Annotated in this window: 16 protein-coding genes; 11 read left to right on the top strand and 5 right to left on the bottom strand. The window is 70.9% G+C overall.

Going from position 1 to position 15,437, the window contains the following annotated elements:
* Window positions 1–12: 12 nt before the first annotated feature.
* Together hutU and V5E28_RS19130 are read left to right on the top strand one after the other, a co-directional pair.
* Window positions 13–1,662, top strand: coding sequence for a urocanate hydratase (gene hutU / locus V5E28_RS19135; RefSeq protein ID WP_336208295.1), 1,650 nt, complete (start codon window positions 13–15; stop codon window positions 1,660–1,662).
* Between the two features lie 49 nt (window positions 1,663–1,711).
* Entirely contained in the window at window positions 1,712–2,530 is an 819-nt protein-coding gene (locus V5E28_RS19130; RefSeq protein ID WP_336208294.1) for a MurR/RpiR family transcriptional regulator, read from the top strand.
* Here the strand turns inward: V5E28_RS19130 and V5E28_RS19125 are convergent.
* The 3 genes from V5E28_RS19125 to V5E28_RS19115 are packed head-to-tail and all read right to left on the bottom strand — an operon-like array spanning window position 2,510 to window position 4,752.
* The gene (locus V5E28_RS19125; RefSeq protein ID WP_336208293.1) at window positions 2,510–3,259 is read right to left on the bottom strand and encodes an ABC transporter permease; all 750 of its coding nucleotides are present in this window, start codon (window positions 3,257–3,259) and stop codon (window positions 2,510–2,512) included. The two genes, V5E28_RS19130 and V5E28_RS19125, sit on opposite strands and share 21 nt — an antisense overlap.
* The gene (locus V5E28_RS19120; RefSeq protein ID WP_336208292.1) at window positions 3,256–4,209 is read right to left on the bottom strand and encodes an ATP-binding cassette domain-containing protein; all 954 of its coding nucleotides are present in this window, start codon (window positions 4,207–4,209) and stop codon (window positions 3,256–3,258) included. Before V5E28_RS19120 ends, V5E28_RS19125 begins: the two co-directional genes overlap by 4 nt.
* Before the next feature lie 12 nt (window positions 4,210–4,221).
* A complete protein-coding gene (locus V5E28_RS19115; RefSeq protein ID WP_336208291.1) occupies window positions 4,222–4,752 on the bottom strand; it encodes a PadR family transcriptional regulator in 531 nt (176 codons plus the stop codon).
* Between the two features lie 54 nt (window positions 4,753–4,806).
* On the opposite strand from V5E28_RS19115, the gene V5E28_RS19110 reads away from it, so the two are divergent.
* From V5E28_RS19110 to V5E28_RS19090, 5 genes are all read left to right on the top strand, one after another.
* Window positions 4,807–5,493, top strand: coding sequence for an SDR family oxidoreductase (locus V5E28_RS19110; protein ID WP_336208290.1), 687 nt, complete (start codon window positions 4,807–4,809; stop codon window positions 5,491–5,493).
* Between the two features lie 85 nt (window positions 5,494–5,578).
* Complete coding sequence (locus tag V5E28_RS19105) at window positions 5,579–6,805, top strand: allantoate amidohydrolase (RefSeq protein WP_336208289.1); 1,227 nt, start codon at window positions 5,579–5,581, stop codon at window positions 6,803–6,805.
* On the top strand, window positions 6,796–8,118 hold the full coding sequence (locus V5E28_RS19100; RefSeq protein ID WP_336208288.1) for a formimidoylglutamate deiminase: 1,323 nt from the start codon (window positions 6,796–6,798) through the stop codon (window positions 8,116–8,118). Before V5E28_RS19105 ends, V5E28_RS19100 begins: the two co-directional genes overlap by 10 nt.
* Complete coding sequence (gene hutI / locus V5E28_RS19095) at window positions 8,115–9,260, top strand: imidazolonepropionase (protein WP_336208287.1); 1,146 nt, start codon at window positions 8,115–8,117, stop codon at window positions 9,258–9,260. The genes V5E28_RS19100 and hutI overlap by 4 nt, the downstream gene beginning before the upstream one ends.
* A 106-nt stretch (window positions 9,261–9,366) precedes the next feature.
* Window positions 9,367–10,308 carry a sigma-70 family RNA polymerase sigma factor gene (locus tag V5E28_RS19090; protein ID WP_336208286.1) on the top strand — a complete coding sequence of 314 codons (942 nt, stop codon included), beginning with the start codon at window positions 9,367–9,369 and terminating at the stop codon, window positions 10,306–10,308.
* Between the two features lie 75 nt (window positions 10,309–10,383).
* Here the strand turns inward: V5E28_RS19090 and V5E28_RS19085 are convergent, their stop codons facing one another.
* Entirely contained in the window at window positions 10,384–10,953 is a 570-nt protein-coding gene (locus V5E28_RS19085) for a TetR/AcrR family transcriptional regulator (RefSeq protein ID WP_336208285.1), read from the bottom strand.
* A 73-nt stretch (window positions 10,954–11,026) separates the two neighbouring features.
* Between V5E28_RS19085 and V5E28_RS19080 the strand changes: the two genes are divergently transcribed.
* The gene (locus tag V5E28_RS19080) at window positions 11,027–11,830 is read left to right on the top strand and encodes an alpha/beta fold hydrolase (RefSeq protein WP_336208284.1); all 804 of its coding nucleotides are present in this window, start codon (window positions 11,027–11,029) and stop codon (window positions 11,828–11,830) included.
* Window positions 11,831–11,840: 10 nt separating this feature from the next.
* Window positions 11,841–12,620, top strand: coding sequence for an MOSC domain-containing protein (locus V5E28_RS19075; RefSeq protein ID WP_336208283.1), 780 nt, complete (start codon window positions 11,841–11,843; stop codon window positions 12,618–12,620).
* An 11-nt stretch (window positions 12,621–12,631) separates the two neighbouring features.
* Here V5E28_RS19075 and V5E28_RS19070 read toward each other — a convergent pair whose 3' ends face one another.
* A complete protein-coding gene (locus V5E28_RS19070) occupies window positions 12,632–13,558 on the bottom strand; it encodes an ABC transporter substrate-binding protein (RefSeq protein ID WP_336208282.1) in 927 nt (308 codons plus the stop codon).
* A 196-nt stretch (window positions 13,559–13,754) separates the two neighbouring features.
* Between V5E28_RS19070 and V5E28_RS19065 the strand changes: the two genes are divergently transcribed.
* A complete protein-coding gene (locus V5E28_RS19065; RefSeq protein WP_336208281.1) occupies window positions 13,755–15,071 on the top strand; it encodes an ammonium transporter in 1,317 nt (438 codons plus the stop codon).
* Window positions 15,068–15,406, top strand: a complete 339-nt coding sequence (locus V5E28_RS19060; protein ID WP_336208280.1) for a P-II family nitrogen regulator — start codon at window positions 15,068–15,070, stop codon at window positions 15,404–15,406. Before V5E28_RS19065 ends, V5E28_RS19060 begins: the two co-directional genes overlap by 4 nt.
* Window positions 15,407–15,437 lie beyond the last annotated feature (31 nt).

Raw genomic sequence — 15,437 nt, 5'->3', positions numbered from 1 at the left:
TCAGGAGGTCGCATGAGCCGCACCGTGCGCGCGCAGCGAGGCACCACCCTCACCGCCAAGGGCTGGCCGCAGGAGGCCGCGCTCCGCATGCTCCAGAACAACCTGGACCCGGAGGTCGCCGAGCATCCGCAGGAGCTCGTCGTCTACGGCGGCTCGGGCAAGGCCGCGCGCGACTGGCCGTCGTTCGACGCGCTGGTCAGGACGCTCACGACGCTGGAGGGCGACGAGACGCTCCTGGTCCAGTCGGGCCGGCCCGTGGGCGTCTTCCGCACCCACGAGTGGGCGCCCAGGGTGCTCATCGCCAACTCCAACCTGGTGCCCGACTGGGCCAACTGGGAGGAGTTCAGGCGGCTGGAGGCGGCGGGGCTCACCATGTACGGGCAGATGACCGCGGGCTCCTGGATCTACATCGGCACGCAGGGCATCCTGCAGGGCACCTACGAGACGTTCGCCGCGGTGGCGGCCAAGCGGTTCGGCGGCTCGCTCGCCGGCACGATCACGCTCACGGCCGGGCTCGGCGGGATGGGCGGCGCCCAGCCGCTGGCCGTGACCATGAACGGCGGCGTCGCCATCTGCGTCGACTGCGACCCGCGCTCCGTAACCCGGCGCATCGAGCACCGCTATCTGGACGTCCAGGCCGACTCTCTGGAGGAGGCGCTGCGCCTGGCCTACGAGGCGCGCGACGCCCGCCGCCCCCTGTCCATCGGCGTGGTGGCCAACGCCGCCGAGGCGCTGCCCGACCTGCTCACCCGTGGCGCCGAGATCGACATCGTCACCGACCAGACCTCGGCCCACGACCCGCTGATGTACCTGCCGGCCGGCGTGGCGTTCGAGGACATGGCCACCGAGCGGGACAAGGACCCGGCGGGCTTCACCGACCGTGCCCGCCAGTCGATGGCCCGGCACGTGGAGGCCATGGTCGGCTTCAAGGACGCCGGGGCGGAGGTCTTCGACTACGGCAACTCGATCCGGGGCGAGGCCAGGCTCGCCGGCTACGCGCGGGCCTTCGACTTCCCCGGCTTCGTGCCCGCGTACATCAGGCCATTGTTCTGTGAGGGCAGGGGCCCGTTCAGGTGGGCGGCGCTCAGCGGCGACCCGGCCGACATCGCCGCCACCGACCGGGCGATCCTCGAGCTGTTCCCCGACAACGAGCCGCTGGCCCGCTGGATCAGGAAGGCGGAGGAGAAGGTCCACTTCCAGGGGCTGCCCGCGCGCATCTGCTGGCTCGGCTACGGCGAGCGCGACCTGGCGGGCGAGCGCTTCAACGACATGGTGGCCTCGGGCGAGCTCCAGGCCCCGGTGGTGATCGGGCGCGACCACCTCGACAGCGGCTCGGTGGCCTCCCCCTACCGCGAGACGGAGGCCATGGCCGACGGTTCCGACGCCATCGCCGACTGGCCCCTGCTCAACGCCATGCTCAACACGGCGTCCGGCGCCTCCTGGGTCTCCATCCACCACGGCGGCGGCGTCGGCATCGGCCGCTCCATCCACGCCGGGCAGGTCACCGTCGCCGACGGCACCGCGCTGGCCAGGGAGAAGATCTCCCGGGTGCTCACCAACGACCCCGGCACCGGCGTCATGCGGCACGTCGACGCGGGCTACGAGGAGGCCGCCACGGTGGCGGCCGAGCGAGGTGTACGGATCCCGATGCGTGAGTCCTGATACTCCAGTGGCGGGATGATAATGCCGGGTCTCCGGTGTTGGAGGAGGCGTGACGGGGTTCGACGAGTTGCTCGACGGCCGGAGACTCTCACCGGTGCAACGCAGGATCGCCCATTATCTGGGGGAGCATCTGGAAGAGGCGATCTTTCTGTCCAGTGTGGAGCTGGCCGAGCGGGCCGGGGTGAGCCAGCCGTCGGTGACCAGGTTCGCGGTCGGGCTCGGCTTCGCCGGTTATCCGGAGCTGCGCCAGGCGCTGCGGCCGCTGGTGCTCGGCGGGGCTCCGGAGGGCTCACAGGAGAGTGTGCTCCGAGGGGCCGTCGACCGTGAGATCCGCAACCTGACCGTGGTCCGGGACCGGCTCGGGAGCCTGCCGCTGAAGGAACTGGGGGAGGCGCTGGCCGCCACCGAGCCGCTGCCCGTGCTCGGGCTGAGGGTGTCGGCGGGGCTGGCCACCACCTTCGCCTACTACACCCGGCGCATCCACCCCGACGTGCGGCTCCTCACGCACGGCGGCTCGGAGCTCACCGACGGCCTGCACGCCGCCCGCCGCGCCGGGGCCGAGTGGATGGTGGCCGTGGTGCTCCCCAGATATCCCACCGAAGCCCTCCATGCTCTGCAGTACGCCGAAAAACTGGGATATCGGGTAGCGGTGATCTGCGACCGACCCGACTTCCCCGCCGAGGTGGTGCTGGACGCCCCGGTGGGGGACCGGCTGGTGTTCGACTCGCACGCGGGGCCACTGGCGCTGGCCATGGCCCTGGTGGAGGCCATGGCCGACGCCGCGCCGCTGCGCACCCAGGCGCGGCTGGAGGAGTACGAGAGGATGACGGACGAGACCGGCGCCTTCCTAACCGGCGATCTTCCTTAGCGAGCGCACCGACCAGGTCACGGTCAGCGCCGCGAGGCCCAGCATGATGCCGAACGCCACGGGCACCGACAGGTCGGTCAGGTCGCCGGCGAACAGCGCCCGGCCGGCTTCGACGGGGTGGTAGAAGGGCGTGAACCAGGCGACCCGCTCCAGCCAGTCCGGGCCGAGAGCCATCGGCAGCAGCGCGCCCGACAGCAGCATCAGGGGCAGCGCGAAGAACTGCATGATCTGCCCCATCGCGTTCTCGTCCTGGAGGCTGAGCGCCAGGCCGTAGGCCACGCCGGAGGCGAACAGCCCGGTCACGCCCAGGAGCAGCAGCATGAGCAGCGCCTCCACCGGGCCGATCCGCAGGCCCATGACCAGCGCGATGAGGATCACCATCAGCGACTGGATCATCAGCACCGCCACGTCCCTGAACATGCGGCCCAGCACCAGCGCGGGCCGCCAGGTCGGGCTGACCGCGATGCGCTCCAGCACGCCGCTGCGCATCTCGTAGATGGTGCCGTAGGCGACGCCCATCGAGCCGAACAGCGCGGTGATGACGAGCATGCCGGGCGCGAAGGAGGTCAGGGCCTGGCCGAGGTCGCCGCGGAAGGCCATCCCGGCGTACAGCGGGGCGAACAGCAGCAGGTACATCACCGGCTGGATGATCCCGAACAGCGGCCAGATCGGGTTGCGCATGGTGTTGCGGACCTCGTGGCCGAGGAAGAGCGCGGTGTCCCTGATCATGCGGCGGCTCCCGTGTCGCGCAGCGATCTGCCGGTCTTGGCGAGGAAAACGTCGTCGAGCGTGGCGCGGTCCAGCGAGATGGAGGTGATGCCGAGCCGCTGCTCCTCCAGCGTGCGCAGGAGGACGGGCAGGGTGTGCTCCCCGTCGTCCACGTACACGCGCAGCACGTCGTCGTCGACGCGGGTGTCCCTGGCCATCGGCGCCAGCGTGGCTGCGGCCCGGCCGGGCTCGTCCAGCCTGAGGGTGACCACGTCGCCGGACACCTCCCGCTTGAGGGCGGAGGGGGTGCCGTCGGCCACGACCACGCCGTGGTCCACGATGGCCAGGCGGTCGCAGAGCGTGTCCGCCTCTTCCAGATAGTGCGTGCTGAGCAGGACGCTGGTGCCCTGGTCGCGCAGCTGCTTGATGCGGTCCCACAGGTTGGCCCGGTTCTGCGGATCCAGGCCGGTGGTGGGTTCGTCGAGGAACAGCAGCGGCGGGGTGTGCACCAGCCCGAGCGCGATGGCGACCCGGCGCTTCTGGCCGCCGGACAGGGTGCGGCCCGGCCGGTCGGCGATCTCGGCCAGCTCGAACCTGTCGAGCATCTCGCCCGCCGCCTTCACCGGATCCGGCACCCCGTACAGCTTGGCGGCGAAGACGATCTGCGCCCGTGCGGAGATCTGCTCCTCCACCCCGCCGGCCTGGCTGACGTAGCCGAGCCGGCGCCGGATCTCGCCCGGCTGCTTCAGCAGGTCGTGCCCGGCGATCATGGCGCTGCCCGAGTCCGGCCTGATGAGCGTGGCGAGCATCCTGATCGTGGTCGTCTTGCCGGCGCCGTTGGGGCCCAGCACGCCGTAGATCTCGCCGGCCTTCACCTCCAGGTCGACGCCCCTGACGGCCTCGACCGTCTGGACGCCCTTGCGGCTCCTGGTGGTGAAGGTCTTCTTTAAGCCATGCGCATTGATGATCACGCTTTTGCTCCTTTATGGAAGCTCGTCGTTCTCCACTTTGGTCAGCGCCTGCTCGCACCAGTCGAGCTGGGCGCGCAGGGTGCCGAGGTTGAGCCTGAGGTTCTCGTCGATGTGCCGGGGGGCGCCGAAGCGCTGCTTGACGCCGAGGGCCCGCTCGGAGGTCGCGACGCCCAGCCTGAGCTGCTCGATCCTGGCCTGCAGCGCGCCCACGAGCTGGTGCCGGTCCAGCCGGTCGAGGTAGGTGACCGCCACCTGGAAGGGATCCACGATGGGCTTGAGCTCGTGCCAGGTGGACATGAGCAGGCGGTAGAACTCGAAGCGGCCGTCGTCGGTCAGGGCGTAGACGGTCGAGCCGCCCTTGCCCGTCTCGACCACCTCCATCAGGCCTTCCTCGGCCATCTTGCCGAGCCCGTGATAGATCGAGCCGAACTTGACGTTGGCCCAGCTGTCGGCGCCCCACGTCTCCAGAAGGCGGCGGACCTGGTAGCCGTTCAGCGGTCCGTCGAGGAGGGTGCCGAGGATGAGGATGCGAGTCGTTGACACACTCAAGTTTGAGTTCAAATTTGAGCACCTGTCAAGCGTGAGAGGCTTCCGTTCATGAACGAACGACCTACGGCCCTGGTCACGGGGGCCTCTCGCGGGGTGGGCGCGGCCGTCGCCCGGGCCTTCGCCCCGACCCACCACGTCATCCTCGGCGGACGCGACGAGCAGGCGCTCGCCGCTCTGGCCGCGGAGCTGCCCGACGCGCGCGCCTGGCCGGTCGACCTGACCGGGGTGACCGAGGCGGACGTCGCCGGTGTCGAGCGGCTCGACGTGCTGGTGCACAGCGCCGGCGTCACCACGCTCGGCAAGGTCGGCGACCTGCCCGCCTCGGTGTGGCGCGACACGATGGAGCTCAACCTCTTCGCCGCGGCCGAGCTCACCCGGCTGGTCCTGCCCGCGCTCAGGAGGGCCGAAGGCCACGTCGTCTGCGTCAACTCCGGCGCGGGGCTGCGCGCCAATCCGGGCTGGGGCGCCTACGCCGCCAGCAAGTTCGCGCTGCGGGCCTTCGCCGACGCGCTCCGGCAGGAGGAGCCCGGCCTCCGCGTCACGACGGTCTACCCCGGCCGGATCGACACCGACATGCAGAGGAGCGTGCGCGAGCAGGAGGGCGGCGCGTTCGAGCCGGACAGATACCTCCGGGCCGACAGCGTGGCCCGCGCCGTGCTGGCCGCCGTCAACGCCGGCCCCGACGCCCACCTCACCGAGCTCACCCTCCGGCCGAGCGCGGGTCCCGTCACGTAGAACCTCGCCGTACGGACTTCCGGCCGGGCGTGAGTCGGGCCCGGCCGCATGGTCGGTGAATGGATCCATTCACTAAGGTGAGTCCATGCTTGAGGAACTCGCGCGTATAGGACGGGACCCCGCCACCGACGGTTACCTCAGAGACGCCTGGTCACGGGCGGATCTGGAGCTGCGCGAGTGGTTCGCCGGCGAGACCGCGCGCAGGGGGCTGGACCTGCGCGAGGACCGCAACGGGAACCTCTGGGCCTGGTGGGGCGATCCGTCGCGGGAGCCGGGGGTGGTCACGGGCAGCCATCTCGACTCGGTCCGGCAGGGCGGCGCGTACGACGGGCCCCTGGGGGTGGTGTCGGCCTTCGCCGCCCTCGATGTGCTGAAAAGTCGGGACTTCCTCCCGAGGAGGCCGCTCGGCATCGCCTGCTTCGCCGACGAGGAGGGTGCCCGGTTCGGGGTGCCGTGCGTCGGGTCGCGGCTGCTCACCGGGATGCTCTCGCCCGAGCGGGCGCTGGCGCTGCAGGACGACGAGGGCGACACCCTGGCCGACGTCCTCACCAAGTCCGGCCGCGACCCCCGTGGGCTGGGACGCGACGACGAGACGCTCGCCCAGGTCGCCACCTTCGTGGAGCTGCACGTGGAGCAGGGCCGAGGATTGGTACGCCTCGGCAGGCCGGTGGGCGTGGCCAGGGCGATCTGGCCGCACGGGCGCTGGCGGTTCGACTTCCACGGCAGGGCCGACCACGCGGGCACCACCAGGCTGCCGGACCGCGACGACCCGATGCTGCCGTTCGCCCGCCTGGTGCTGGCCGCCCGCGACGCCGCCGCCCGGCGCGACATCGTCGCCACGATCGGCAAGGTGCGCGTCTCACCCAACAACGCCAACGCGGTGCCCGGTCTGGTGTCGGCGTGGCTAGACGCACGCGGCCCGAACGAGGCGGACGTCCACGCCCTGGTGGAGGAACTGACCGCCCTGGCGGACACAGCCGAAGGCGAAGCGGCCGCAGGCGCGGGCCCGGGTGTGAGGCCCGGGGTGACGGTCGAGGTGAGTGAGGAGTCGTGGACGCCTGTCGTGGACTTCGACCACGGGCTGCGGGAGCGGCTGGCCGCCGTCGTGGGCGGTGACACGCCCGCGCCGATCCTGCCCACCGGCGCCGGGCACGACGCCGGCATCCTGGCCGCCGCGGGCGTCCCGAGCGCCATGCTGTTCGTACGCAACCCCACCGGCGTGTCCCACTCCCCGGAAGAGCACGCGGAGCAGGCAGACTGCGAGGCGGGAGTCGTCGCCCTCGCGAGCGTGCTGGAGGAGCTGTGCCGCTGACCTACTGGTGCGAGCAGGCATGGTTGCCCGGCGGCGTCGTCGCCGGCGTCCTCGTGGAGATCGACGGGACCCGGATCACCCGCGTCGGACAGGGAGAGCCGGGCACGGCGCGCCGCCTGCCGGGGCTCACCCTCCCGGGCCTGGCCAACGCCCACTCGCACGCCTTCCACCGGGCACTGCGCGGCGCGACGCAGGTGGGCAGGGGCGACTTCTGGACCTGGCGCGACCGGATGTACGAGGTGGCGGCCGGTCTCGACCCCGACGCCTACTTCGCGCTGGCCAGGGCCGCCTACGCCGAGATGGCGCTGGCCGGCGTCACGTGCGTGGGCGAGTTCCACTACCTGCACCACGCGCCCGGCGGCCGGCCGTACGACGATCCCAACACGATGGGGCACGTGCTCGTGCGGGCCGCCCGCGAGGCGGGGCTGCGGATCGCGCTGATCGACGCCTGCTACGTCTCGGGCGGCCCCGGCAGGGCACTGGCCGGGGCGCAGCTGAGGTTCGGCGACGGGGACGCCGACGGGTGGGCCGTGCGCGCCGAGGAGCTGGCCGCCGCCTACAAGGGCCAGCCGGACGTGGAGATAGGCGCGGCCATCCACTCGGTCAGGGCGGTGCCGCCGGAGCAGATGCCGGTGGTCGCCGAGTTCTCCCATCGGCACGCGGCCCCGCTGCACGCGCACGTGTCGGAGCAGCGGGCCGAGAACTCCGCGTGCGTGGAGACGTACGCGGCCACCCCCGTGCAGCTGCTGCACGAGCACGGCGCGCTCGGGCCGCGCTCCACCGCGGTGCACGCCACCCACCTGTCCGAGGTCGACATCCAGTTGCTCGGGCACTCAGGCACCTACGTGTGCATGTGCCCGACCACCGAGCGGGACCTGGCCGACGGCATCGGGCCCGCCAGGACGCTGTACGAGCACGGGTCCTCGATGACGCTCGGCTCCGACAGCCACGCCGTGATCGACCTGTTCGAGGAGGCCCGCGCGGTCGAGCTGAACGAGCGGCTGGCCAGCGAGCGGCGCGGCCACTGGAGCGCCGCCGAGCTGCTCGGCGCCGCCACCGTCGCCGGCCACACCTCGCTCGGCTTCCCCGAGGCGGGGCTGCTCGTCCCGGGCGCGTGGGCCGACCTCGTCTCGGTGCGGCTGGACTCGGTCCGTACGGCGGGCACGGCGGGGTTGGAGGCGCTGGCGTTCGCGGCCACCGCCGCCGACGTGCACTCGGTGATCTCCGGCGGTCGCCCGGTCGTCACCGATGGGCGGCACGAACTGGGCGACATCGGGGCCATGCTGGCCGAGGCGACAGGACGGATGCGATGACCACGACGCTGATCGACGGGATCGGGCTGCTCTACACCGGCGACCCTGAGCAGGAGGAGATCGAGGACGCGGCCCTGGTCGTCGAGGACGGTCTGGTGGCCTGGGTGGGGCCGGCCGCTCGGGCGCCGCAGGCCGACGGCCGGGTGGCGGTGGGCGGCCGGGCGGTGATCCCGGGCTTCGTCGACAGCCACGCGCATCTGGTCTTCGCCGGTGACCGCACCGCGGAGTTCCGGGCCCGCATGTCCGGTCAGCCCTACACCGGGGGCGGCATCAGGACCACGGTCGCCGCCACCCGGGAGGCGGGCGACGCGGAACTGGCCACCCGCGCCGCGGCCCTGGTGAGCGAGATGCTCGCGCAGGGCACCACCACCGTGGAGATCAAGAGCGGCTACGGCCTGACCGTCGAGGACGAGCGCCGCTCCCTGGAGATCGCCACCGGCCTGACAGACGAGACCACCTTCCTGGGCGCCCACGTGGTGCCCTCGGACATGGACGCCGACGACTACGTGCGGCTCGTCACCGGGGAGATGCTCCAGGCCTGCGCGCCGTACGCCAAGTGGGTGGATGTCTTCTGCGATCGCGGCGCCTTCGACGGCGACCAGACCGAGGAGATCCTTCGAGCGGGGCTCAAGGCCGGGCTGCAGGCCAGGGTGCACGCAGGTCAGCTCGGCGAGGGGCCGGGCGTGCGCATCGCCTGCGAGCTCGGCGCGGCCTCGGCCGACCACTGCACCCACCTCACCGACGCCGACGTCGACGCGCTCGCCTCGTCGGGCACCGTCGCGACGTTGCTGCCCGGGGCCGAGTTCTCCACCCGGTCGCCGTACCCGGATGCCAGGAGGCTGATCGACGCGGGGGTGCCGGTGGCGCTGGCCACCGACTGCAACCCGGGGTCGTCGTTCACCTCGTCCATGCCGTTCTGCGTGGCGCTGGCCGTGCGGGAGATGGGGATGACGCCGCTGGAGGCCATCAGGGCCGCGACCCGCGGCGGTGCGCGCGCTCTGCGCAGGGCCGACGTAGGCTGTTTGCGTCCCGGAGCGCGCGCCGACCTCGTCGTCCTCGACGCCCCTTCCTATGTCCACCTGGCCTATCGCCCCGCCGTTCCCCTCGTTCACCAGGTGTTCCAGCAAGGTCTCCTCCTTTAGGAGGACATCCAGAACCCTCCGCTGGTCGTAGTCCTTTAGGGAATCTTTGCTTCTGGCCGGACGTTGGCCGGATAAGAACGCAGCTGCGGGAACGAGGTGCCTGGGGATGGCAAGGCCTACGGGGAGTCGCGGACAGGAGCAGCACGTCGCTGATCGAGATCTGCTGGGGACCTACCTGGCGGAGATCGGCAGGGTTCCGCTGCTCACGGCGGAGGAAGAGGTGGAGCTCGCCAAGCGTATCGAGGCGGGCCTCTTCGCCGAGCAGCTGCTCGACAGCGGGGGCTCGGAGCCGCGCACGGGGGATGCGGCGGACGAGGAGCTGGAGAGGCTGGCCATCTCGGGCCAGCGGGCGAAAGACGAGTTCATCCAGGCCAACCTGCGCCTGGTCGTGGCGGTGGCCCGCAAGTATTCGGGGCGCGGGATGCCGCTGATCGACCTGGTCCAGGAGGGCAATCTGGGATTGGTCCGCGCGGTGGAGAAGTTCGACTACAAGCGCGGCTACAAGTTCTCCACCTACGCGACCTGGTGGATCCGGCAGTCGGTCGGCCGGGCCATCCACGAGCAGGCCAGGCCCGTGCGGCTGCCCACGCACGCCGGGGAGCAGATGACCCGGCTGATGCGGGTGCGCAGGGACATGCTGGCGGAGTTCGACGTGGAGCCGACCGACGAAGACCTCGCGGCACTCCTGGAGCTGCCGATCGAGCGGGTGCGCGAGCTGCGCCGCTGGGCGTCCGACCCGGTCTCGCTCCAGCTCGGCGTGGGTGACGAGGACGAGACCGAGCTCGGCGACATGATCGCCGACGAGACGTGGGCCGATCCCGAGCAGCAGGCCATCGACATCCTGGAGCGCGAGCGGCTCGACCAGTGGCTGACGGGCCTCGAAGGCGATGCCCGCGACATGCTGCGCTGGCGCTACGGGCTGGTGGACGGCCGCGAGCACACGCTCACCGAGGTGGGCGAGCGCTATGGCATCGGCCGTGACCGGGCCCGCCGCATCGAGCGCGACGCCCTGGCCAGGCTCCGCAGGATGGCCGACGCCGCCGCCTGACGATCGGGAAGGGGTGCGGGGCCGCCGTCGGCGGCCCCGCACCCCTTCCGCTTGCGGCGGGTGCGCCGTCCCGTGTCAGTCCTGCCGCAGCAGGCGGCGCAGGAAGTCCTCGACGGCGGCCTCCGCCGCGGCGTGGTCGCCGCCCCTGGCCACCAGCAGCGCGCTTTCGTTGATCGCCGCCAGCAGCATGTGGGCGTGCAGGTCCAGGTAGGCGGCCGGAAGGGCACCCGTGGCCTGTAGGGCGGCCTTGAGCATGCCGAACGAGTAGCGCTCCTCCATGGCGCGCCATCGCTCCCAGCCCATCACCGAGGGGGCGTCGATGAGGACGATGCGCTGGATCACCGGGTCTCCGGCGAGCCTGATCCAGGCGAGGACACCGGCCCTGAGCGCCTCGGCGGGATCGGCGATGCCCCGGACGGCTTTCATGAGCTTGACGCCGATGGCCGACTCCGTGGCCTCCAGCACCGCTTCGAACAGCGCGTCCTTGCCCGCGTAGTGATGGTAGAGGGCGCCTCTGCTGAGCCCTGACTCCTGCAGGACCGTCTCGATGGAGGTGCCGTCGTACCCCAGGTCGGCGAACAGCCGCGTGGCGATGGCCAGGACCCTGTCGCGGGTTGCCGCACCGCGTTCCGCCTTGAGGTTCATGGGTCCACTGTAGACAAACCGACTGTCAGTCTGTAATTTCATAGACCGACAGTCGGTTTGTTATGGAGGCATCGTGGAAGGCATCAACTACGTCGACGTCGGGCAGGGCGACGTGGCCCTGTTCGTGCACGGCGTCGGCACCAGTTCCTACCTGTGGCGCAACGTCATCGCCGAGCTCCGCGACGAGCGGCGCTGCGTCGCGATCGACCTGCCGCTGCACGGAGGCAGCGCATCGCGCGACGACCTGTCGATCCCCGCGTTGGCCGAGGCGGTGGAGGAGCTGTGCGCCGGGCTCGGCCTGGACCGGGTCGACCTCGTCGCCAACGACACGGGCGGAGCGGTCGCGCAGGTCTTCGCCGTCACGCACCCCGAGCGCCTGCGCAGCCTCACCCTCACCAACTGCGACGTGCACACCAACACCCCGCCGGAGTCGTTCAAGCCCACGATCGAGCTGGCCGCCCGGGGCGAGCTCGCCCCCTCGGTGGCCGTCCTGCTGGAGAGGCCGGACCTGCTCGCGCACAGCGCGTACGGCGACGGCTACGAGCGCATCGACGACCCCGCCGCGCTGGTGGAGGCCTACGTGCGGCCCATCCTCGCCAAGCCGGACGGCGGACGCGCCCTGGAGCGCCTGCTGACCTCCATCGACGCCAAGGACCTGATCGCCATCGAGCCGCTGCTCACCGTGCTGGCCGTGCCGACGCTCGTGGTGTGGGGCACGGCGGATCCGACCTTCGACCTGAGCTGGGCCCGCTGGCTGCGCGACACGATCCCCGGTGTCAGGGAGATCGTCGAGATCGAGGGCGGGCGGCTGTTCTTCCCCGACGAGCGGGCCGCCGAGCTGGTGCCGCACCTGCGCCGCTTCTGGGGCCGGCCGTAGGCTCTGGGGCATGCATGTGGGGGAGATAGAGACGCTGCACCGCTATCCGGTCAAGTCGATGCTGGGCCAGGAGGTCGCCACGAGCCGGGTGACCGAGCGTGGGCTGGAGGGCGACCGGGGCAGGGCGGTGCTCGACGTCGCCACGGGAAAGATCGCCAGCGCGAAGAACCCTCGGCTCTGGCGGGGCCTGCTGACCGTCGAGGGCGGCGCGGTGCCCGGTGACGAGGAGCTGTCGAAGCTGCTCGGCCGCGAGGTGCGGCTGGTGGACGTGCCCCCGGAGCGGGCCGAGCTGGAGCGGTCGGTGCCGGAGGAGGTGCTCGGTCAGGGAATCGAGGCAGAGGTGGCGTTCACGGTCAGCTGGCTCGGCGGGGCATCGCCCGAGGGCACCTTCTTCGACTTTGCGCCGGTGCACCTGATCACCACCTCGGCGCTGGCCAGGATCGGCGCGCTGGGGGATCGCGGCACCGTGGAGGCCGTGCGCTACCGGCCCAACCTCGTGATCAGGACCGGCGGGGACGCCTTCGTGGAGAACGGCTGGGTCGGAGGCGAGCTGGAGATCGGCGACGAGCTGGTGCTCGGCGTCATCGCGCCCACCCCGCGCTGCGCCGTGCCGACGCTGGCGCACGGAGAGCTGGCGCGTGACACCGAAGCGCTGCGCACGGTGGCCCGGCACAACCGCGTCGACGTGCTCGGCTCGGGGCCGCAGCCGTGCGCGGGGGCGTACGCGCGGGTGCTGCGGCCCGGCACGATCGGGCGGGGCGATCAGGTGCGGCTCAGACCGGCGGCCTGAGCCACCAGGGGTCACGCGAGCGGCGTGAGGTACTTGTCCAGGTCGTCGAGGATCTTGCCGGCGGCCGTGACGCCGATGCCGGTCATCCAGATCTCGTCGTCGACGTTGTGGGCGTTGCCCGACTTCACCGCGCCGAGGTTCTTCCACAGCGGGCCGCCGGTCACCTCGGCCTGCGACTTGGCGGCAGCCTCCCCGTAGGCGGTGTAGAAGACGGCGTCGCCGTCGGCCTGGGCGATGTTCTCCTGGCTCAGCTCGCCGAAGCGCTTGTCCTCCTGCGCGGCCAGCTGCTGGACCTCGGGCCGGGGGATGCCGGCGTCGCCGACCACGATGCCGCTGAACGACTCGGGACCGTACATGCGGATATCCGTCGGCATGAAGCGCACGATGCTGACCTTGAGCTCGGTGAACTTGGCGCCGACCTGCTCGGCCCTGGCCTCGTAGGCCGAGACGAGCTGGGTGGCCCGGTCCTTCTTGCCCACGGCCTCGGCGTCCAGGAGGAAGTTCTCCTTCCAGGTGATGCCGACCCTCTCGGTGAACACGGTGGGGGCGATCTTGCTGAGCTTGTCGTAGAAGGCCGCCTGGCGGAACTTGCTGCCCAGGATGAGGTCCGGCTTGAGGGCCATGATGGCCTCGATGTTCGGCTGCTGGAGGGTGCCGACGGGCTTGGTGGCCGACAGGGAGGAGCCGAGGTACTTCGGCCACGCCTGGTTCTCCGAGGCCTGGGCCGCGCCCACCGGGCTGAGCCCGAGCGAGACCAGCGAGTCGAGCTTGTCGGTGTCGAGCACCACGACCCGCTTGGGCGTCATCGGCACCTTGGTCTCGCCCATGGCGTGCTTGACGGTCCTGGTGGGGCCCGCGTCCTGGGATCCGGTGGCGGTGCCGCAGGCGGCCAGGGCGAGAAGGGAGAGCATGGCGGCTGACGCCAGGGGGAAGCGCATGAGAATCCTTGATCGATTAGGTTAGGCAATCCTAATTTATCGCCTCAAAGGCTCTTAATGATGTCGGTGAGGTGGCCGAAACTTCTGCGAAACACCAGCGCGGCGAGATTCACGAATGTGAAACACACCAGGTCGAGCCACGAAACCGTCGGCGAACACGCTGTGGCAACACGTCACATTTAAGGAGGGTCGCGTCGTGAAGATCGATAGCGGCACCACGGCCTGGATGCTCGCGGCCACAGCGCTGGTGCTGTTGATGACTCCGGGCCTCGCGCTTTTCTACGGCGGCATGACCAGGGCCAAGAGCGTCCTGAACATGATGATGATGTCGTTCGCCGCCATCATCACGGTCACCGTCGCCTGGGTTCTCTTCGGGCACTCGCTCGCGTTCACCGACAACCCCAGCTCCGCCATCAACAACTTCGTCGGCGGCTTCGACGCACTCGGGCTGCAGAGCCTGGTCGACCTTCCCACCAAGGACGACGGCACGGGCATGCCCAGCCTGGTGTTCAGCGCCTTCCAGCTGACGTTCGCCATCATCACGGTCGCCCTGATCAGCGGCGCGATCGCCGACCGGGCCAAGTTCGGAGCCTGGGTGCTCTTCAGCGTCGTCTGGGCGACGATCGTCTACTTCCCGGTCGCGCACTGGGTGTGGGGCACCGGCTGGCTCAACACGATGGGCATCGAGGACTTCGCCGGCGGCACGGTCGTCCACATCAACGCGGGAGCCGCGGCGCTGGCACTGGCCCTGGTCATCGGCAAGCGGAAGGGCTGGCGCAAGGAGCCGATGCGGCCGCACAACCTGCCGCTGGTCCTGCTCGGCGCCGGCCTGCTGTGGTTCGGCTGGTTCGGCTTCAACGCGGGCTCCGAGCTCGCCGTGGACGGCACCACCGGTCTCGCCTTCATGAACACCCAGATCGCCACCGCGGTCGCGGCCGGCGCCTGGCTCATCGTCGAGAAGCTGCGTGACGGTCACGCCACCAGCCTCGGCGTCGCCTCCGGCGCGGTGGCCGGCCTGGTCGCCATCACCCCGGCCTGTGGCTTCGTCGACCCCTGGGCCGCCATGGTCATCGGTCTCCTGGCCGGCGCGATCTGCGCCTTCGCCGTCGGGCTGAAGTACAAGCTCAACTACGACGACTCGCTCGACGTGGTCGGCGTCCACCTGGTGGGCGGCGTCGTCGGCGCCGTCTCCCTCGGCTTCCTCGCCGCCTACCCCTTCCTGGAGCAGCAGAGCGAGGGCCTGTTCTACGGCGGCGGGTTCGGCCAGCTGGGCCTGCAGGTGCTCGGCCCCGTCGCGGTCGGCGGATACTCCTTCATCGTCACCTGGGTCATCGGCAAGATCATCGACAAGACGATGGGCTTCCGGATCAAGGAAGAGGACGAGGTCACCGGCGTCGACATCACCACCCACGCGGAGACCGGCTATGACCTCGGCTCGGTCCACGCCTCGGGTGTCTCATCCCCCAACGGTCCCGTCAGCACCGTTCCGGCACCCAAGAAGGTGGAAGCATGAGGCTCATCACAGCCGTCATCAAGCCCTTCAAGCTCGATGACGTGAAGGCCGCCCTGGAGCAGTTCGGCGTCAAGGGCATGACGGTCAGCGAGGCCAGCGGCTACGGCCGCCAGCGCGGCCACACCGAGGTCTACCGCGGCGCCGAATACCAGGTGGACCTGGTCCCCAAGGTCCGGCTGGAGGTGCTCATCGAGGAGGACGACGCCGAGGACGTGCTCGACGTCATCGTCAAGGCGGCCCAGACCGGCAAGATCGGCGACGGCAAGGTGTGGTCCGTGCCGGTGGACACCGTCATCCGGGTACGCACAGGGGAGCGAGGGCCCGAAGCCCTGTGACGACGGCGTCCAGGCGGAGCTCGGCTAGGGG

The sequence above is a fragment of the Nonomuraea sp. LPB2021202275-12-8 genome, from assembly GCF_037044575.1.
Classification (GTDB): Bacteria; Actinomycetota; Actinomycetes; order Streptosporangiales; family Streptosporangiaceae; genus Nonomuraea.
Note: the sequence above shows the minus strand (reverse complement) of the source record. Positions and strands in the feature narration are given on the sequence as shown.